This is a genomic window from Prevotella melaninogenica ATCC 25845 (assembly GCF_000144405.1).
Taxonomy (GTDB): domain Bacteria; phylum Bacteroidota; class Bacteroidia; order Bacteroidales; family Bacteroidaceae; genus Prevotella; species Prevotella melaninogenica.
Window position 1 is genome coordinate 1,474,422 of sequence record NC_014370.1, and the last position, 20,523, is coordinate 1,494,944.

Annotated in this window: 16 protein-coding genes; 2 read left to right on the forward strand and 14 right to left on the reverse strand. The window is 42.4% G+C overall.

Annotated elements, in window-relative coordinates; genetic code table 11:
* Positions 1–397: 397 nt before the first annotated feature.
* The 6 genes from mutL to guaB form a co-directional block, all read right to left on the reverse strand.
* Positions 398–2,290: a DNA mismatch repair endonuclease MutL gene (gene mutL / locus HMPREF0659_RS05890; RefSeq protein ID WP_013263947.1), complete on the reverse strand. Its 1,893-nt coding sequence runs from the start codon at positions 2,288–2,290 to the stop codon at positions 398–400.
* 8 nt (positions 2,291–2,298) lie between these two features.
* On the reverse strand, positions 2,299–2,589 hold the full coding sequence (locus HMPREF0659_RS05895; protein WP_044045909.1) for a hypothetical protein: 291 nt from the start codon (positions 2,587–2,589) through the stop codon (positions 2,299–2,301).
* Positions 2,590–2,652: 63 nt separating this feature from the next.
* Positions 2,653–4,527: an OstA-like protein gene (locus HMPREF0659_RS05900; RefSeq protein WP_013264762.1), complete on the reverse strand. Its 1,875-nt coding sequence runs from the start codon at positions 4,525–4,527 to the stop codon at positions 2,653–2,655.
* 53 nt (positions 4,528–4,580) lie between these two features.
* Positions 4,581–6,023 (reverse strand): peptidylprolyl isomerase, encoded by a 1,443-nt coding sequence (locus HMPREF0659_RS05905; protein ID WP_013264646.1) that lies wholly within the window; start codon positions 6,021–6,023, stop codon positions 4,581–4,583.
* Between the two features lie 17 nt (positions 6,024–6,040).
* Positions 6,041–7,465 (reverse strand): peptidylprolyl isomerase, encoded by a 1,425-nt coding sequence (locus tag HMPREF0659_RS05910; RefSeq protein WP_013264390.1) that lies wholly within the window; start codon positions 7,463–7,465, stop codon positions 6,041–6,043.
* Positions 7,466–7,539: 74 nt separating this feature from the next.
* Entirely contained in the window at positions 7,540–9,024 is a 1,485-nt protein-coding gene (gene guaB, locus HMPREF0659_RS05915) for an IMP dehydrogenase (RefSeq protein ID WP_013265013.1), read from the reverse strand.
* A gap of 332 nt (positions 9,025–9,356) precedes the next feature.
* On the opposite strand from guaB, the gene HMPREF0659_RS05920 reads away from it, so the two are divergent.
* Positions 9,357–9,845: a Dps family protein gene (locus HMPREF0659_RS05920; protein WP_013264796.1), complete on the forward strand. Its 489-nt coding sequence runs from the start codon at positions 9,357–9,359 to the stop codon at positions 9,843–9,845.
* A gap of 421 nt (positions 9,846–10,266) precedes the next feature.
* Here the strand turns inward: HMPREF0659_RS05920 and HMPREF0659_RS05925 are convergent, their stop codons facing one another.
* The 8 genes from HMPREF0659_RS05925 to HMPREF0659_RS05960 form a co-directional block, all read right to left on the reverse strand.
* On the reverse strand, positions 10,267–10,578 hold the full coding sequence (locus tag HMPREF0659_RS05925; protein ID WP_013264206.1) for a helix-turn-helix domain-containing protein: 312 nt from the start codon (positions 10,576–10,578) through the stop codon (positions 10,267–10,269).
* The gene (locus HMPREF0659_RS05930) at positions 10,565–10,924 is read right to left on the reverse strand and encodes a type II toxin-antitoxin system RelE/ParE family toxin (protein ID WP_044045910.1); all 360 of its coding nucleotides are present in this window, start codon (positions 10,922–10,924) and stop codon (positions 10,565–10,567) included. The genes HMPREF0659_RS05925 and HMPREF0659_RS05930 overlap by 14 nt, the downstream gene beginning before the upstream one ends.
* Positions 10,925–11,149: 225 nt before the next feature.
* Entirely contained in the window at positions 11,150–13,333 is a 2,184-nt protein-coding gene (gene recQ, locus HMPREF0659_RS05935; RefSeq protein ID WP_013263828.1) for a DNA helicase RecQ, read from the reverse strand.
* A gap of 102 nt (positions 13,334–13,435) precedes the next feature.
* Positions 13,436–14,674 (reverse strand): ATP-dependent Clp protease ATP-binding subunit ClpX, encoded by a 1,239-nt coding sequence (clpX, locus tag HMPREF0659_RS05940; RefSeq protein ID WP_013264944.1) that lies wholly within the window; start codon positions 14,672–14,674, stop codon positions 13,436–13,438.
* A 9-nt stretch (positions 14,675–14,683) separates the two neighbouring features.
* Positions 14,684–15,376: an ATP-dependent Clp endopeptidase proteolytic subunit ClpP gene (gene clpP / locus HMPREF0659_RS05945; protein WP_013264462.1), complete on the reverse strand. Its 693-nt coding sequence runs from the start codon at positions 15,374–15,376 to the stop codon at positions 14,684–14,686.
* A 177-nt stretch (positions 15,377–15,553) separates the two neighbouring features.
* A complete protein-coding gene (gene tig, locus HMPREF0659_RS05950) occupies positions 15,554–16,918 on the reverse strand; it encodes a trigger factor (RefSeq protein ID WP_013264209.1) in 1,365 nt (454 codons plus the stop codon).
* Positions 16,919–17,403: 485 nt separating this feature from the next.
* On the reverse strand, positions 17,404–18,231 hold the full coding sequence (gene lptB / locus HMPREF0659_RS05955) for an LPS export ABC transporter ATP-binding protein (RefSeq protein ID WP_013264765.1): 828 nt from the start codon (positions 18,229–18,231) through the stop codon (positions 17,404–17,406).
* Positions 18,232–18,407: 176 nt separating this feature from the next.
* On the reverse strand, positions 18,408–19,541 hold the full coding sequence (locus tag HMPREF0659_RS05960) for a transposase (RefSeq protein ID WP_044046002.1): 1,134 nt from the start codon (positions 19,539–19,541) through the stop codon (positions 18,408–18,410).
* A gap of 187 nt (positions 19,542–19,728) precedes the next feature.
* Between HMPREF0659_RS05960 and HMPREF0659_RS05965 the strand changes: the two genes are divergently transcribed.
* On the forward strand, positions 19,729–20,475 hold the full coding sequence (locus HMPREF0659_RS05965) for an MlaE family ABC transporter permease (protein ID WP_004361547.1): 747 nt from the start codon (positions 19,729–19,731) through the stop codon (positions 20,473–20,475).
* Positions 20,476–20,523 lie beyond the last annotated feature (48 nt).

Here is a 20,523-nt window from a genome sequence, read left to right on the forward strand (position 1 = left end):
TTATTTAACGTTGAACATTAATGTAAGTTACTGCTGCATTATAAAGATAAGGTAGCACATTCTTCTTACTCAGTCGTTTTTTAAAAAGAAAGAATATCGTATTGACTTATAAAAACTACCAACAAATTGACTCCTTTTCAGCTACATTTTGAAAAGTAATTATCAACAACACCATTGGTGTTTACCAACAACACGACATGTGCTAAGCACCAGCACGACATGTGCGGGGCATCAACAAGCAGGCTAAAGATAGGAAGAAAGGGGTATTATACTCATCATGATGAAGAGAGTAAAATACTAATATCTAAATTGTTTAGCTATTAACACAAACAATAAGCCCTATTAAGCTGATTGGGCTAATAGGGCTTTATAAGACAAACAGTCATAAAAAAGACTATCAACTATCAAAAAGATGTTCAATATCCTGCTGCTTCATTATCGCAATTACTGGTTCGCCAGAAGGAGTGTAATTGACATTACTACAAGCAAAGAGTTCGTTGACAATATTATCCATCTCCATACTACTTAGTACCTGACCTTGCGGTATGGCTGCATTACGTGCAAGACTCAATGCCAGTGCTTGGTCGATTTCTTCCTTCGCACTCGTTCCGCTCTCCATTGCCGAAGCTACCATGTCATTGATAAGCGCAACGACATTCAGTCCTTCTATACCTGCAGGAACTCCATTAACAGCATAACTACCACCACCAAGACTATCAAGTTGGAAACCCATCTCAGCCATTTCAGGCAGAATCTGATCGAGAACCACTTGGTCAGAGACGGAGAACTGAACCATCTCTGGGAAGAGTACTTTCTGAGAATGTACTTTATGTTCAGACAACTGGTGCAAATACTCCTCATAGAGAATACGAATATGCGCACGATGCTGGTCAATAATCATAAGTCCAGACTTCACAGCTGTCATGATATAACAGCCCTTATACTGATAATGAGAGGGTGCCTTGTCTTCTATCAACGACTCTGCTGCGGACTGTGTAGCTGCCGAAGGGATAATTGTTCCTTCCTCAACAGTATCGCTTACAGTACCCAAACTACTGCTTATCATCTCATCCTCACGCTGTTTAAAAAGTTTTGACTGACGGATTTCACCACCAGACCCTAAGTCAGCATAGAGTTCTTCCCATCCATCTGGAACTGAAGACTTAGCAGGTTGAGATGTCTGTTTGAAAGGGTTATAGGCAGGATTGAAGTCTACCTTTGGTGCGGACATTCCGACATTGGGATTGAACACAGGAATATCAGGTTTCCCCTCCGTATCAAAGTCAATAGCAGGAATATCATTAAAGCGTCCTACAGCCTCCTTTACAGCTGCAAGTAGAATCTGCCAAATAGCCTGTTCGTTCTCAAACTTTATCTCAGTCTTTGTCGGATGAATATTCACATCGATATTCTCTGCTGGTACATCGAAATAAAGAAAGTAAGGAACTTGCTCTCCTTGTGGGATAAGTCGGTCAAAAGCCGTGATGACTGCCTTATGAAAATAAGGATGTTTCATATAGCGATCGTTGACAAAGAAATACTGATGAGGTGCTTTCTTACGTGCAGACTCTGGCTTACCAACAAAGCCATGGATATGACAAAGACTCGTGTCGACATCTATCGGCAGAAGATCCTGATTGAGACGCTTACCAAAAACCTCCACAATTCGCTGACGATAGCTACAAGCACGCAAATTGAAAAGTTCTGTACCATTGCTGTGCAGTGTGAAGGATATCTGTGGATAGACCAACACGATGCGCTCAAAAGCAGTAATGATATTATTGAGTTCGGTAGTATTCGACTTTAAAAACTTGCGGCGAGCAGGTACATTGAAGAAAAGATTCTCTACCAAGAAATTACTTCCCACAGGACAAGAGCAAGGCTCCTGACCCGTAAAACGACTGCCAGCAATAGACAGGTGTGTACCCAAATCCTCGCTCTCCATACGAGTCTTTAACTCTATCTGAGCCACCGCAGCAATAGAAGCCAGTGCCTCTCCACGGAAACCCATCGTACGAAGAGAGAAGAGGTCGTCAGCCTTACGAATCTTAGAAGTGGCATGACGTTCGAATGAAAGGCGTGCATCCGTCTCTGACATACCCTTTCCATCATCGATTACCTGAATAGAAGTGCGACCGGCATCTACCACCAACACATCAATATGCGTTGCTCCAGCATCAATGGCATTCTCCACCAACTCCTTAATAACAGAGGCAGGACGTTGAATAACCTCACCAGCTGCAATCTGGTTGGCTACACTATCTGGTAAAAGTTGTATGATATCACTCATGAATGATTCTATAAAGCAAAAAATAAAAATAAGGTAAGAAGGGCTATGACACCTGCTGAAAGAATCAGCGACACCCACATTGCCGTAAAACGATTACCTCTATGGCGCAGCACCTCAGGCTTCAGCGAACCACTGATTTTGCGCTGTAGTTCCTCCCGATACTTACCCTCAGGCACCTCTTCACCATTCAATTCACGCCGAGCACGCTGCTCTATATCATTGAGCAGTTCCTTGCGTTCGTCCACATACATATATTCATGATGGAAACGACGGGGGCGTGATGATTGGAAGAATAGCATTATTTATTGTGGAGTATTACTTAATAAAACGTCAAATGGGTCTGTATATAAGACCCAAAGACGTCATTCTATTTGCTGACGAGGTGGTAAAGACACTCGTGAATTACGTACGGTTGCAATCGTCTTACGTGGTGCAAGGCGGAATATATCATTCTTATCCTTAGGTCTTACCTCATCGAAAAGCTCAAAGCGAGGCAGTGTCAACTTGTCTGGTGGTATCTGTGTCATCGGACTGATAACGCCATTCGACTTTGACATCCATATCTTCTGTAGCTTTCGAACAGGTGAGATAAACATCCGAAGCGTATCTGTTTCTGTATAATTATGCCCAATGAGCGTACTATCCTTATCGGTATGATAGAAGACTACTTCCACATTTCCCCACGCATCAACACGACGAACAGCACCATTGACAAAGTCAGCACGCATGTCATTAGAGGATATCTGGTTGTAGTATTTGGGTTCAGGAAGCTTTTCAATAGAGAAAGCATTGCCATACACAAACGCCTGACGGATGGTTGAGTCGTTCATATATGCCTTAATAGAATCGCCCACCAACTGACGCGTACCACTCCATACGATTGGATAATCATACATCGTTAGACAAGAATCCTTGGTGTTAGCTACCATAAAACCACATACCGCCTGCACGTCTGTACGATAGGCACGAACATTATTTACACCATATATCTCACGATACATCTGTGGAGTATTCATATGAAATCCCTTCATACTAATAGTATCAGCATGAACAAAGAGCGTATCACCTTGTGAAAAATCCTTTGCCACAGGACCAGGATTACCACCAAAGGCTATCGCTGCGGAATCAGTATAATGAAGATAATCGCCATAGAAAGCGTGCTTACCCTTATAATCAATGTAGTAAACGTTGCCTTCACCAGTTCCCTCGTGTGTATTACTGTTGTAAGTGAGATCACGACCAGTAATGGTGCGCTGCTTTAACTTGTCGACAATCTTCACATTTCCACGTCCAGCACTATAACCACTCTTAGCATTATAGGTTACTTCATCACCTGTAATAACACGCTGTGCCTTACGGTCATCTATCTTAACATTACCACGTGCGTTACTATGACCAGTCTTCTCGTTATAGAACACATCCTGACCGATGATAGTGCGGTTGTTTGCCTTATCGACAATCTTCACATTACCATGACCTTCTGCTTCTCCTGTTGAACTGTTATAGACAATATTATCGCCTTCAACATCCTGCTTTGGGGAAGTGATAGTAGAGCGTCCATTAAGCTCCATCTGGTCGGTCTTGCTATTATAAGTACCATCATTGGTATGTACAACTTCACCCTTAGCAGTCTTGATAACCGACTTACCAACAACATGAACAAGACCCGTTTCAGTGTTACCATGCGCCTCTGGCGTTGTAATGCGATACTTCGGCGTAAACATCACAACGTTACCAAAGAAGTTGGCATCATGCGTTTCCGTATTGTAATCACCCTGATCGGCAACAACTGTGTTACCATTGTAAACCAATGTACCACGTCCTCCGAAGTAGTTAGCCACCTTAGAGGCTGTGTTATAGTCCAAGCTATCACAACGGAGAGAGCGACCAGGTTCTCTTACTACCACCTTACCGCGTGCATGAACCATTTGTCCAAAGCCATCATAATGTAAGCGTTGGCAGTCAAGGTTCACTCCGCCAGGGCGAGTGATATGCACACGGCTGAAAGCTTTGAACCAATTAGACTTCTCATTGAAATAAGCACTATCGCACTTAAGTGTCATACCCTTATATCGGAAACGAACATCACCTTTAGCAATCATCACATCAGGCATTTCCAATTGATTATGACGTAGATTGTCGGCATGGTCAATATAGAACTTATCTCCTTTCTTCTCCGTTGCATTCTGTGCTCGGAGCGACTGGGATTGCCATAGCCCAAACAGGCATAGAATCATAGTAATCAAGATTCTATGCCCGCAAAATATGTTTTTATACTTGTTGTTTATTGTCATTTAAGCCAACCTTCGTATTGGAAATTACAACTTCTATAACGAGGATTAATTCTCACATAGGTCTCCTTTACCTTCTTTACAACCCAATCATGCAGTACTTCCTTTCTGCGCTTAGCTGTAACAATATCGCGCATCGTCTGGAAGTCTTCTGTTATCGTTGCTCGGTGTTCTGGTACACGTGCCTTCAACTTTACGATAGCACAAACAACCTTACCACGAGCATTAACCATTTGGAATGGCATAGAGACCTCGTCAACCTTCATCGTATCAACAACACGAGCCACCTCTGTTGGCAGTTCCTTCATCTTAAAGCGTGAAGTGCGAGTGTTCTCTACAGAGTTAACCATCAATCCATGGTTGTTCTTCGTATCTTTATCATCAGAAAGATAAGCCGTTGCATCCTCGAATGTAAACTTACCACTCTTGATATCCTTACCAATAGAATCCAAACGCTCCTTAGCTGCATCGATAGAAGCTATTGATACATTTGGCTTCAAGAGGATATGACGGACATTAACCTTATCACCACGACGGTCAATAAGTTGGATAATATGGTAGCCAAACTCACTCTCAACAACCTTTGAAATCTTCTTTGGGTCAGTAAGATTAAAGGCTGCAGCAGCAAATGCAGGGTCGAGTACACCACGTCCCATATAACCTAACTCGCCACCTTGACGAGCAGAACCTGGGTCTTCTGAGTAGAGACGTGCCAATGTAGCAAAAGAAGTCTCGCCCTTCGTCACACGGTCAGTATAGTCACGCAGTTGGTTCTTAATACGATTTATCTCCTCTGTCTCAATCTTTGGAGTCTGCGTAAGTATCTCTACTTCAACCGTTGTTGGAATCATTGGAATACTATCCACTGGCAACTTCTTAAAGTATTCGCGTACCTCAGCAGGGGAAACAGCCACGTCATTAACCAGATTCTGCTGTACCTTCTGTACAAGCAAACGATTCTTATAATCGTCATGCAGGTCTTGGCGAATCTGAGTCATACTCTTATTCTGGAACGCCTCGAGCTTCTCCTTTGAGCCAATCTGTGGAAGAGAAATCCAGTAATTAATCTGATCATCTATACCACGTGCTATCTCCGACTCGCTCACCTCAACACTGTCGAGGGCTGCCTGATGGAGGAAAAGCTTTTGAACAGCTATCTGTTCAGGTAGAATACATTCAGGGTCGCCATTCCATTTCATACCTTCAGCCTCACTTTGCAGTCTCATTATCTCAACTTCAGACTTCAAGATAGGTTCATCACCAACTACCCAAATAACCTCATCAACAACACTATTTGGCTTATCTACGGCAGCTATCTCAGTCTTTACAGAGTCTGACAGAGCAACAGGACCGCTTGCACGGAATGCACCAGCATGCAAACCCATTGCTGTAAGAACTGTTCCTGCAAGCAGGACTATTGTCTTTCCTTTATTTATTTTCATTGAAATGCTGTATTATCTTAATGCTTATTGACTGTTGAAAGAACCTTCTTATCAACAACTACTTTATACTTTTTGCGCAATGCTTCTACCCATGCCTTCTCAAGTTCCTCCTGATAGTTGGAAACAACAAGGTCGCGTACATCTTCCATCCCCTCAGGAGCCTTTATCTTCTTACCGAATACGGCATCAATAGGATATCCATTAACTGGTTTCACAGTCGTCTTCGCACCGAAAACATCACGGTCTACCAGCGCATTATCACCCTTTCGGAAGATACCTTTCTCCACACGAATACGGATAGTATTGTCAGCATTGAACTTATCACGCAGTTTCTCTGCCCACTGATTGAAAGGAACATGCCTCACACATGCCTTCACAGCCTCAACATCTTCCTTTGTTTTCACGTGATAGGCAATACCCTTAAAACGTGGTTCAGTCCACTTATATTGTTTTTTATGCTTACGGAAATAGGCTTCAAGTGCCTTTTCATCCTTAGCTGCCTTATCCCAGACCTCACGGTTACTCATTTCAATCATCAGCAAACCATCATGATACTCACGGATAAGATTCTTCATGCTTGCATCTTTCTCCTCCAAAGAAGCGAGTTTTCTGTCGAGCAGTTGATCCTGTGTGACCGTCTTGCCCTCACTCTCTACAATAGAATCGAGTTTCTGATCAATAATCTGCTCACGCAACCCTTGCATCTCGATATACTGCATAATCTCTGGACGAAGAGTTTCATAAGTAGGGAAACTCTCACGGCCACCCATCTTAATGATATGATAACCAAAAGGAGAAAGTACAGGAGCACTTATCTCGCCTGGCTTCAAAGCAAACAGAGCCTTCTCAAACTCAGGCACTGTCTGTCCTTTCTGAAGATGTAACAACTGCCCACCATTCATGGCAGAGTTAACATCTGTAGAATATTTCTTAGCAAGTTCAGCAAAGTCTGCACCACCACGAAGAGCGTTATAGAGAGAGTCTGCCAACTGCTTTGCTGCTTCTGCAGCTTCCTTATCAGCATTCTGATACAAACCGATGAGGATATGTGCACAGTTCCACATACCACCATTAGCCTCTACCTGTTGCTGTGCTTCACGATAAAGTTTACGTCCTTCCGCCTCAACGTCAGCATCTGTGATGAAAGTTGGGCGCACCTGCTGGTTGCGATAACTAAGAAACTCCTTTTTGAAAGAGCTGAGCGTATCAAGATGCGCATCAAGTGCAGCCTGTACCTTCAGTTTATAATTGATAAAGAGGTCAACATACTCATCCACACTCTTCTTATCAATCACACCTTCAGCGTTATTCTTATTATACGAATACTCAAATTCCGAACGGCTCACCGGCTGTCCGTTAATAGTCATTATTGTTGGGTCAGTCTGCCCATATGCCATTGTCGTTGAAAGCAAGAGGGCTGACAGAATTACTTTGAATTTCATTGTTATTCTTTTAACGCAGGGACCCTCTCCCCTGAAAAACAGGAAAGAGGGCGAATGATTTATCGTCTTTTATATTATTCTGGACGCGAATAGTTTGGTGCCTCACTGGTAATTGAAATATCATGTGGATGACTCTCCAATACACCAGCATTGGTGATACGAGTAAACTTAGCATTATGCAAGTCTTCGATAGAAGCTGCACCACAATATCCCATACCTGAGCGAAGACCACCAACAAGCTGATAGATAACTTCCTGAACAGTTCCCTTGTAAGGAACACGACCAGCGATACCCTCTGGAACAAGCTTCTTAACATCGCCTACATCATTCTGGAAGTAACGGTCACGTGAACCATTCTTCTGCTCCATAGCCTCCAATGAGCCCATACCACGATAGCTCTTGAACTTACGTCCGTTGAAGATAATTGTGTCACCAGGTGACTCTTCTGTACCAGCAACCAATGAGCCTACCATCACGCTGCTGCCACCTGCTGCCAATGCCTTAACAACATCGCCTGAGTAACGTAAACCACCATCAGCAATCAATGGCACACCAGTACCTTCCAATGCCTTGCAAACATCATAGATAGCACTCAACTGTGGTACGCCAACACCTGCAACAACACGTGTTGTACAGATAGAACCAGGACCGATACCAACCTTAACTGCATCAGCACCATTGTCGACCAAGAACTTAGCAGCCTCACCAGTTGCAATGTTACCCACAACAACATCAAGGTTAGGGAAGGCTGTCTTCACATCATGAAGCTTTCCAATCACACCGGCAGAGTGTCCGTGAGCAGTATCAATAACGATAGCATCAACACCAGCAGCAACAAGTGCCTGTGCGCGCTCCATTGTATCAGCAGTCACACCAACACCAGCAGCAACACGAAGACGACCCTTCTCGTCCTTACATGCCATAGGCTTATCCTTGGCTTTGGTAATATCTTTATAAGTAATCAAACCAACGAGACGATTCTCACGGTCGACTACTGGTAATTTCTCAATCTTATTCTCTTGCAAAATATGCGCAGCTGCAGTAAGATCAGTTTGCTGATGAGTTGTCACAAGGTTATCCTTGGTCATCACATCATCAATAAGTTTATCCAAATGACGCTCGAAACGAAGGTCACGATTGGTAACAATACCCACGAGATGATTCTCCTCATCTACTACAGGAATACCACCGATATGGTAGTCTGCCATCATCTCAAGTGCATCCTTCACTGTACGCCCCTTAAGGATAGTAACAGGATCGTAAATCATACCATTCTCAGCTCGCTTCACAATAGCCACCTGACGTGCCTGGTCTTCGATGCTCATGTTCTTATGAATCACACCGATACCACCTTCACGCGCAATCGCAATCGCCATAGAACTCTCTGTAACGGTGTCCATAGCTGCCGTAACGAAAGGCACATTAAGATCAATGTTACGTGAAAACTTGGTTTTCAAGACTACCTCTTTAGGCAGTACTTCTGAATAAGCCGGAATTAAAAGGACGTCATCGTAGGTTAAGCCGTCCATCGTGATTTTGTCTGCAACAAATGATGACATAATTGTATTTTAGAAATTTATTGCATGCAAATTTAGCAATTTAAAATCAAACAGACAGGCTTTTTCCAGTTTTTCTCACACCTTATTAAAAGTATTTAATATTTATTCCTTAACATACTCCCTGCTTTTCGCCAGTAACTATAAAACATCAAGTACAAATCCATACTCGCCAAAAGTCTATACATCGACAATAATATCCTCATTATCAATCAATAATAAGCAAACATAGATTATATCAATTAGTACATAGATTTTATCTGTTGTGGTAGATTGAAAAACCCACTAACTTTGCACTCGTAAACAAGAAACAACAACTTAAAAACATATTCAAGATGAAAAGATTAGAAGTATTAGGGTTAAACGAAAAGAAAGTAGAGAACGTAGTAAATGAACTTTCAGTTTTGCTGGCAGATTTTCAGGTGTTCTACAGCAACCTCCGTAATTTCCACTGGAACGTAAAAGGACATGGTTTCTTTGTATTGCATAGCAAGTATGAGGAACTTTACAACGATGCTACAGAGAAGGTTGATGAGGTAGCAGAGCGTATCCTTCAGTTGGGTAGTACCCCAGAGAGCCGTTTCAGTGTATATCTGCAAACTGCTGAAATCAAAGAGGCTGACGTTGTTAGTTGCAGCAAAGAGGCTCTCGACTTGCTTCTCGATTACTACAAGACACTGATTGCTCGTGAGCGTAGAATTATCGAAGTTGCTTCTGAGGCACACGATGACACAACAGTTTCATTGGTAAGCGACTTCCTCAAGGAGCAGGAAAAGACTGTTTGGATGCTCGTTGCTGTTAGCTCACAGAACTGCGCAGAATAATACAAAAACATTGAATAAATAGCCAAGAGGCTGAATCAGAAGTAGAAATGCACACCATAGGCATTTGTCAGAAGGCTTAATCGAAGAATTGACTAAACTCGTACCACTCTTCATTAACCACTGACCACTTTCTGATTCAGCCTCTTTATTGATTTAGCTACATGGAAAACAAAAAGATATTTTAAAAACTTTCTGGTAAACACTTCCCATGTTAGTTTGCCATCATCGTCTTAAAATATTCGTTATACTGACCATTAGCACTCTATATTCCCATCTTCAGATAACATATTATTGCTCCGCACATATCGTGCTGACGCCCCGCACACATCGTGCTGTTGGTAAACACCATTAGTGCTGAGTGCTAAACACCTTGCAATATATTGCCGAAACGAACTCAACTTGCTACTTTTCACCAGCGTAACTACCCTATCACCAAGGCAAAACGAAGTCCTAAAGCATTCGCAATCTGCATAAAAGTAGAAAGCTGCATATCACTGTTTCCACGCTCAATATTTGAGATATACTCTCGCTTCTTACCTATCTTATCCGCCAACTGTTGCTGGGTCATCTTCTGCTGCTTGCGCTGTTCCTTTAGCAGTTCTGCATAATAGTAAGCCTTGGCACGTGCCTCAAACTCGGTACGCTCCGGAGAATCCTCACATCCAACTTCTTCATTAAGAATATCTTCGAATGATTTTAAACGCTTCCACTTTTCTTCATTAATCTTCTTCATACTCAGTTCTCCATTCTTCTAACAGCTTTACAGCTTTGTTGATTTCACTTCTATATTGCTTCGTATCTTTCTTTAGAAAAGAATTCAACAGAAGCACCTTAGTCGCAGAGATTATATTTACTGCATCAATTGAAAATACAATGGTTCTATACTCATTTGATGAAAGAGAAACTCTCATCTCATATAAGTTCGTATTCTCTAAATGCTTGATAAACTTTTCACTAACAACAGATTCTGTTTTAAGAACCTGTATCACATATAGATACTTTTTTCTAACTTTCGGCTCTAAGGCTTTTAGAAACTCAGTAAAAGTCTCCGTCATCCTTATATCACGATTAACTTCCATAAGCAAAGGTAACAAATAGATTACATATATCCAAATAAATGGAACGAATTAATTACATTATTAAGATTTACAACAGAATTACGGTTAACAATAAGTAGATTAAGGCTCAGAGGTTTGTATTCAGGTCATAGATTAAGAAGATTTCTATTATATGCCATAGGGACACACGAGCTGTGTATCCCTACAGATAAAGAGTTATACACCCATTAATAATGATGTATTGTATTAGTTAGCCATCTCTGACAAGAACTTAATGCGTACAAGCCGAATTTCTTCTTCGCTATAGTCGCTATCTAATTCTTCCATTGCGGCATCGAGACTATCTGTCTCGCTATCCATAAAGTAGTCGTAGATATCATCTATCTGATCCTCATCATACACATCCTCAAGGAAGTAGTCTATATTAAGCTTTGTTCCACTATAGACAATCTCTTCGATCTTTGTCAGTAGGTCATCAAAATCAAGTCCCTCTGCTGTGGCAATATCATCAAGCGGTAACTTTCGATCGATACTCTGAATTATCTTTACCTTCTGCATAGACTTCTTTGCAACTGTTCTAACGCGTAGTTCTTCGGGTCGCTCAATGTTATTCTCTTCGCAATGTTGCTTTATCAACTCACAAAACTCTTTACCATAACGCTTTGCCTTACCTGCACCAACGCCTTGGATATTTTGTAATTCTTGTTCATTGATAGGATACATCATTGCCATCTGCTCCAAAGAAACATCTTGGAAAATAACATAAGGAGGAATCTCTAACTTGTGTGCTATCTTCTTACGAAGGTTCTTCAGCATGGAGAAGAGTTCTGGATCGAGGACCGCTGTACCCATCATTGGCTCATCATCCTCGTCCTCCTCCTTAAATTCGGTATCCATGACTATCATGAATGACTCTGGCGACTTCAAGAATCGCTTACCAGCAGCGGTCAGCTTTAACAAACCGTAGTTCTCTACATCCTTCTTAAGATAACCTGCCAAGAGTGCCTGACGCACAACTGGATTCCAAATCTTTGGATTCTCGTCTTCACCCTCTCCGAAATCGTCTAACTCATCATGCTTATGATCTTTCTGGTCATCGGTAGCTCTGCCACGTACGAAGTCGATAACATACTCTTGGCGGAAATTCTCCTTCAATGTTTTCACTGCTTGGAGAATAATAAGAAGTTGCTTCTGTGCTTCAATCTTCGTCTTTGGATGAAGACAGTTATCGCACATAGCACAGTTACACTTTGGATAATCCTCACCAAAGTAATGTAGCAACATCTTTCTACGGCAGACAGATGACTCTGCGTAAGCTTCTGTCTCTTGTAACAACTGACGACCGATATCTTGTTCTGCAACAGGCTTCCCCTCCATAAACTTCTCCAGTTTATTAAGGTCTTTCTTAGAATAGAACACAACACAGATACCTTCCTCGCCATCGCGCCCTGCTCGTCCTGTTTCTTGATAATAGCCTTCAAGACTCTTCGGGATATCATAATGTATTACAAAACGTACGTCTGGTTTGTCAATACCCATACCAAAAGCTATGGTTGCCACAATAATATCCAACTCTTCCATGAGGAAGTCGTCCTGTGTCTTAGAGCGTGTCTCAGAATCGAGTCCTGCATGATAAGGAGCTGCCTTGATATCATTAGCTTGCAAGATAGCCGCCAACTCCTCCACCTTCTTACGCGAAAGACAATAGATAATACCACTCTTACCGGTATGCTGTTTGATAAACTTGATAATCTGCTTATTCGTATCGTCATCACTCTTCTTTGGACGTACCTCATAATAAAGGTTCGGACGATTGAAAGAGCTTTTGAACTCGGCACAATCCTCAATACCTAAGCTACGTACAATGTCCGTACGCACCTTATCGGTAGCCGTTGCTGTGAGTGCAATAACAGGAGCAGTGCCAATCGTTTCGATAGCACAACGAATCTTACGATACTCTGGTCGGAAATCATGTCCCCACTCCGAGATACAATGTGCCTCATCAATGGCATAGAAACTAATCTTCACTGACTTCAAGAACTCCATATTCTCTTCCTTGTTCAAGGACTCTGGAGCAACATAGAGCAGTTTTGTACGACCAGAAACGATGTCTGCACGTACCTGATCGATTTCAGCTTTCTTCAAAGAAGAGTTGAGATAATGTGCTACACCATCCTCCTCGCTGATTCCATTGATGACGTCCACTTGGTTCTTCATCAATGCAATGAGCGGAGAAACAACAATCGCCGTTCCCTCCATAATCAATGAAGGAAGTTGATAGCAAAGACTCTTTCCACCACCGGTAGGCATCAGTACGAAAGTATCGTGTCCGTCAAGAAGATTACGGATAATAGCCTCCTGGTCGCCTTTGAATTTATCAAAGCCAAAATAGTGTTTTAGTTTTTCGGTAAGATTGACTTCTTGTGTCATGTTAATAGCTGGGTATTTTCCGATTCTTTACGGTTTCTGTAGAAATTACACAGCCTACTGACGCGAAGGATTCCTCACATCAGTAGGCTGTATATATAGGTTTTATGAGACTGTATTCGATTCCTGAATATGAGCCTTGTCAAGTTGTTGACGAACGTATTCTTCCGTCACCTCAAATGACTTTATCCGTCGTGAAGGTACATCGAACATAGCATCCATCATCACAGCCTCAACGATTGAACGCAATCCACGGGCTCCAAGCTTATACTCTACACCCTTGTCTACGATGTAATCAAGTGCTGCTTCGGTGAAAGTCAACTCAATGCCATCCATCTTGAACAACTTTATATACTGCTTCACGATAGAGTTCTTCGGCTCAACAAGAATCTTACGCAATGCCTCGCGGTCAAGCGGATTAAGATAGGTAAGCACTGGCAAACGTCCAATAATCTCAGGAATAAGACCAAATGACTTCAAGTCTTGAGGAAGGACATACTTCATCAAGTCATTCTTATCTATCTTCGCAACGTTCTGCACAGAGTTGTAACCAACCGTGTGCGTATTCATTCGCTGTGCTATCTTACGCTCAATACCATCGAATGCACCACCACAAATGAAGAGGATATTACGAGTATCAACGTGAATGTAATCTTGATCAGGATGCTTACGACCACCCTTTGGCGGTACGTTAACCATTGTTCCCTCCAAGAGTTTCAGTAAACCCTGCTGTACACCCTCACCGCTTACATCACGAGTAATGCTTGGATTATCACTCTTACGCGCAATCTTATCAATCTCGTCGATAAAGACAATACCACGCTCAGCTGCTGCAACGTCATAATTAGCCACCTGCAAGAGACGTGAGAGAATACTCTCCACATCCTCTCCTACGTATCCAGCTTCTGTGAATACGGTTGCATCAACAATCGTGAAAGGCACATCAAGGAGTTTTGCTATGGTGCGAGCAAGCAATGTCTTACCCGTACCTGTAGAACCAACCATGATGATATTGCTCTTCTCAATCTCTACACCATCATCATCCTTTGGCTGTTGTAAACGCTTATAATGGTTATAAACAGCCACAGCAAGATAGCGTTTCGCCTCATCCTGACCAATGATATATTCGTCAAGATACTGTTTGATTTCCTTTGGTTTAGGAACCTTCTTGAGTTTGAAAGCCTCACCATCGCCACTCTGATCCTGCGCCAATGCACCAGTTTGCATGACGATATTATAAGCCTGCTGTGCACATTCCTCACAGATATAGCCGTTCAAGCCTGTGATAAGGAGTTTTACTTCCTTCTCACCCCGACCACAAAAACTACATTTCTTTTGGGGCATTATTATCCTTTACTTTACTTCTTCTGAAGCGTTATTTACTGGTTTTCTCATCAAAACCTCATCAATCATACCGTACTCCTTAGCCTCTTCTGAAGTCATCCAGTAGTTACGGTCACTATCATTCCAAACCTTATCGAATGGTTGATGAGAATGTTCGCTAATGATGTTATAGAGTTCTTTCTTGAACTTCTGAATCTCGCGTGCCTCAATCTCAATGTCAGATGCCTGACCTTGTACACCACCCAATGGCTGGTGAATCATCACACGACTATGTTTCAAGGCAGAACGCTTGCCCTCCTTACCCGCAACGAGCAATACGGCAGCCATAGATGCAGCCATACCTGTACAGAGTGTAGCAACGTCACTGGAGATAAATTGCATGGTATCATAAATACCTAAACCCGCAGTAACGCTTCCACCAGGAGAGTTAATATAAATAGATATATCCTTACCTGGGTCAACAGAGTCCAAGTAAAGCAGCTGTGCCTGAATTGTATTGGCTGAATAGTCATCTACCTGAGTCCCGAGGAAGATGATTCTCTCCATCATCAGACGTGAGAAGACATCCATCTGAGTCACATTCAACTGACGCTCCTCAAGGATATATGGGTTAAGATACTGCGCCTGTGCTCTCATCACGTCATCAAGCACCATACCATTCATCCCAAGATGCCCTGTAGCATACCTTCTAAAATCGTTCATTATTTTCCTTTCTTATAATTTATATATGACAAAAAATAGAGGTTATCGACCTCCCTTATCATTGTCATCTATACAAACACCATGCCACTCAGTGCGACACTTGCCTGCATATCTAAAGCAAAGATAAGCAAAAAAATCGATAACCTCTATATATAAAGGAAGATTTTTCTAAAAATATTACTCGCTTACAAGTTTGTTGAATTCCTCAAGACTTACTGTCTTAACGTTCAATTTAACAACCTCCTTGATAGCCTCAGCAAGCTTACGATCGAGAGCTGCCTCAACGAATGAATCTACATTCTCACGCTTCTTCAGCATCTCATCAGCATAACCATTCAAGTAATCCTCTGGTACGTTGGTCATACCATACTGAGCAAACTGTGCACGTGCCATCTGGCGAGCGCTCTCACGAACATCATTGTCATCAACTTTGATGTTGTGATCCTTAGCCAACTGCTCCTTAATCAAGTGCCATGTCAACTCCTTGATGCTCTGTGCATAGTTCTTCTCTACGAACTCCTCACCCTTATCTTGGTTGTTTGCCAACATGATGCGCTTTAAGATAGCGTCTGGATAAGTCAAATCGCCTACCTTCTTCTCGCAGTAAGCGCGGAGATCCTGAATGAACTTGTAGTTAGAATCGCCCTTCAACTGCTCTGTCAAACCGTCAGCGATAGCCTTACGGAAAGCTGCCTCATCCTTGATATCAGCATCCTCACCATAAACACTCTTCCAAAGCTCAGCGTTGTTCTCAGCCTTAACGAAGCGTGAAATCTCTGTAATCTGATAAGAGAAGTCACCCTTGTGCTCAGCAACCTCCTCCTTCTTAATCTTCAAGAGTGAAGAAACCTCGATATCATTATCAGGATAAGCTGCTGTTGGATTAAAGGTAATGATATCACCAAGCTTAGCACCATCGAAAAGCTTCTTCTGATCCTCAACCTTGATATACTGTGGCATCAATGATGCACCCTCAACGGTGATACCACCCTCGAGTGTATTTCCATTCTCATCCAACTCACGGAGGTCACCCTTCAACAAGTCACGCTGCTCTGGATCGAATGTTTCAGCCTGCTCATAGTGACCAGAACGGCTCTGGAACATCTCAACCTGCTGATCAATCAACTTATCATCAACAGCAATCTCGTAGTAGTCAATCTTGTTCTTGCCATTCAGTTCAATCTTGAATTCTGGAGCAACAGCAATATCAAACTTGAACTCGTAAGGAGCTGGTTTCTCCAAGTCTACTGCCTCTTGAGACTCAGAACCCATTGGCTGACCCAACATCTGAATCTTGTTATCAGCGATATATTTCTGGAGGCTCTCACCAAGAATCTTATTAATAGCATCCATCTTTACCTGTGGACCATACTGACGCTTAATCAGACCTACAGGCACCTGACCCTGACGGAAACCAGGAACGTTGGCACGCTTGCGATAATCCTTGAGAGTTTTCTCTACCTCATCCTTGTAATCAGCTTCCTCAACAGTGATGGTCATCAAGCCATTCACTTTGTCGGGATTCTCAAATGAAATTTTCATCTTTGATGTTATATATTTATGTTTATTATTATTTATCAAAAGTATAAGTTCACAAGAGGGCGCAATTACCCCTTATAGACTTTGAAGTGCAAAGATACTTAAAAAATCGCATAACCTTATAATATATAAGTGGAAATTTGTTTTTTTAACCAAGATAATTGGCTAAGGAAGGCTATAATTGGGGTTATTTTTCAATCAACAAAGCTGCTTACAGCCAACTCTTTTATAGTGTTTTACCGTAAGCAGCTTTTTATTTTGCACTTACCCTTTATATCTGAAAGGCTCCTTACTCGAATTATTTTCATGAAAATAAATATTTATGGTCGTGAAGAAAAATATTTCTTTTCATGAAAAAAAATATTTTTCTTCATGAAAATAATTCGCAACTTACTTACTCTTGCATAAACAAAGGCGCAAAGAATACTTTATCTTTGCGCCTTTCTGACGGCTAATATAGCCTATCTAAAAGAGAGGATATATTCCTCTTATAAACCATTCGCCTCTTCCTGCGCACGTTTACGCTGATCGAGCAACTGGAAGTCTTTCTTCTGAAGAACGAAATCTGTACCGAGATATTTCTCCTTCACAATCTTATTGGCTGCCAACTCTTCTGGAGTACCCTTGAAGAGGATGCGTCCCTCAAAAAGAAGATAGGCGCGATCGGTAATATTCAACGTCTCATGTACATTGTGATCGGTAATAAGAATACCAATATTACGGAACTTCAAACGCCAAACAATGTGCTGAATATCCTCTACAGCAATAGGGTCTACGCCCGCAAAAGGCTCATCAAGCATGATAAACTTTGGGTCAATAGCCAAACAACGAGCAATCTCACAACGACGACGCTCACCACCAGAAAGTCGGTCTCCAAGATTCTTACGTACCTTCTCCAATCGGAATTCACGAATCAGACTCTCCATCTTATCAATGCGCTCCTGCTTTGACAGCTTTGTCATCTCCAAGACACTCATAATATTATCTTCCACACTCATCTTACGGAAGACACTCGCCTCCTGTGGAAGATAGCCAATACCTGCACGAGCACGCTTATAAACAGGGAAGTTGGTAATTTCCTGATCGTCAATATATACATGTCCCTCATTAGGAACAACCAATCCCGTTGTCATATAAAATGACGTAGTTTTTCCCGCACCATTTGGTCCGAGCAATCCCACAATCTCACCCTGCTTCACATTGATGCTCACACCATTGGCAACAGTACGCTTTCCGTATCGCTTCACCAGTTTATCTGTACGAAGAATACTTCCCTCGCCTTCTGGGCGCACAACAATATTATCTGATTCTGACATAGTTTTCTCTTTTAAGCTATCGCTGCAAAATTACGAAATAAAAAGCAGATAGCAATCATAAAGACGTGAAAAGAAACAAAAGAACAATACAGATAAATGTATAGCTACGTGTGTACGCTTCTATTAAAAGACATTCTCACGAAGGTTCTCTGCCCTGTTTACTTGGTGGCTATTCCCTATTCTTCGCCAGAAGTATATCTTAACAGTTCCTGCTCGAATGCCGTCGTCCACACTTCATTACTAAGTGCTGCCGATATTGAATTAAGGGCTTGACACTGCTCTCGCGAGATAGTCCTGCGTTCGTGATGATATGCCCATGGAGCCAACATAAGGAGTCGCCCTTCACAACAAGCATCAAAGTACTTCCCTGGCGGTTTATAGAGAGGCGGAAAACCGTTTTCCAGCAAGACTATAAGCGGGAGTTTCTCCTCCAATGCAGCACGTGCTATTTCTTTTTCTCCAGCCGATATACAGGGGCTAACAAGTACTCCTCCCTCTCGTCCTCGTGCAAAGAAGTATTCCTTTTGCAAGGCTATAAGGCGCAGATTCTCTGGTGTCTTATTATTATGACAACGCACCTGCAGTCTTATTGGGTGCTCCAGTAACCACTGATTTCCTATAGCAGAGAAAGTTCTTTCACCCACCTTCAAACTATTCACGACACGAAAGAGTTGCGGATTATCCCGCTTCATCGCCAGCCGTCGTGGGTTATCAGCAATATATCTGAACATATTCTCCAGCTGTCCCTTCCCCCTTAGCACGCTGTCATGATAGCCCGGCGCAAAGAGCATGCCATGCTCTGGGTGCTTACAGCCTCGCTGTTTCGCCCCTTCTCCGCAGCCAGCCAGCCTCTGCCTTCCTATTCTGTCCTCCTGTTCCTGCTTCTGAGGCATTGCCTCAGAACTCCCCAACACCAACCGCCGATACGCCCGATTACAGCCTACCTTGAACCCATTAATAACCTTCCCCAGGTGTACAGCCATCTCATGCGTTACAAAGAGGATGCCGTGTATATGATCCGGCATAACCTGAAAGGCAAGCACACTCACCTCTGGATAATGCTTAGGAATCTCTCTCCAACAACGCTCAACCTCACTCCCCAGCTCTGTTGGCTCAACATAGGCAGATGCTACAGCTGCTGTCCTTCGCATAAGCCTCCCCAACAATGGCTGCCTTCCTTCCGTACAGAGCGTTATCATATAGATACACCGCCCTTGATAGTCATGCCCTTTAAGCCTCCGTAGCAGCGACGCCACACGCTCACGACGCCAACCTACCCCTTCCACATATATTGCAGGATTACTTTTCATAGCTTTCAACTCATAGTTTGTCACGCACAAAGATACAAATATAATCCTAAAAGAACTACACAACAGTGCCAAAGATACTATATACAAAAAGCGAAAGTAGCCTTCATGACTATTAAATAATGTCTTTCTTTTCTCTTTCTGTGATATTTTGGTTAAATTTGCATTTTGAACATCAAATAGAAAGAACATGCTTTTATTCAAATGGCTGACAACATTCGGTAATTATCTTATATTGATGGGACGCTCATTCAGTCGTCCTGAACGAATGAGAATGTTCCTTAAGCGATATGTTAAAGAGATGTCCCAGTTGGGTGTAGACTCAATCGGTATCGTATTACTCATCTCTTTCTTCATTGGAGCAGTTATATGTATACAGATTAAACTTAACGTGCAGAGCCCTTGGATGCCACATTGGGTGTCGGGTTATGTGACGAGAGAAATTATGCTTTTGGAGTTCTCCAGCAGTATCATGTGTCTGATCCTATCAGGTAAGGTTGGGTCAAACATTGCTTCAGAGTTAGGAACCATGCGTGTGACGCAGCAGATAGATGCCTTAGAGATTATGGGTATCAACTCTGCCAGCTACCTCATCTTACCAAAGATTATGGGACTCATCACAATCATGCCATTCCTTGTTATCTTCTCTGCAGCAACAGGTATCATTGGAGCATACGCCACAGCCTACCTTGCACATATCATCACACCAGTAGATTTGACTGCTGGTTTGCAACATGATTTCAATCCGTGGTTTATGTGGATGAGTATCATCAAGGGATTCTTCTTTGCCTTTATCATTTCAAGTGTATCGTCTTATATGGGCTACACGGTGAAGGGCGGAAGTGTTGAGGTCGGTAAGGCATCTACAGATGCTGTAGTCTGCTCAAGCGTACTGATTCTCTTCAGTGACGTTTTCCTCACACAGATGTTGAGTTAAACCTCCCCCAACCCCTCCAAAGGAGGGGAGATTAGAGAGAACAAATCA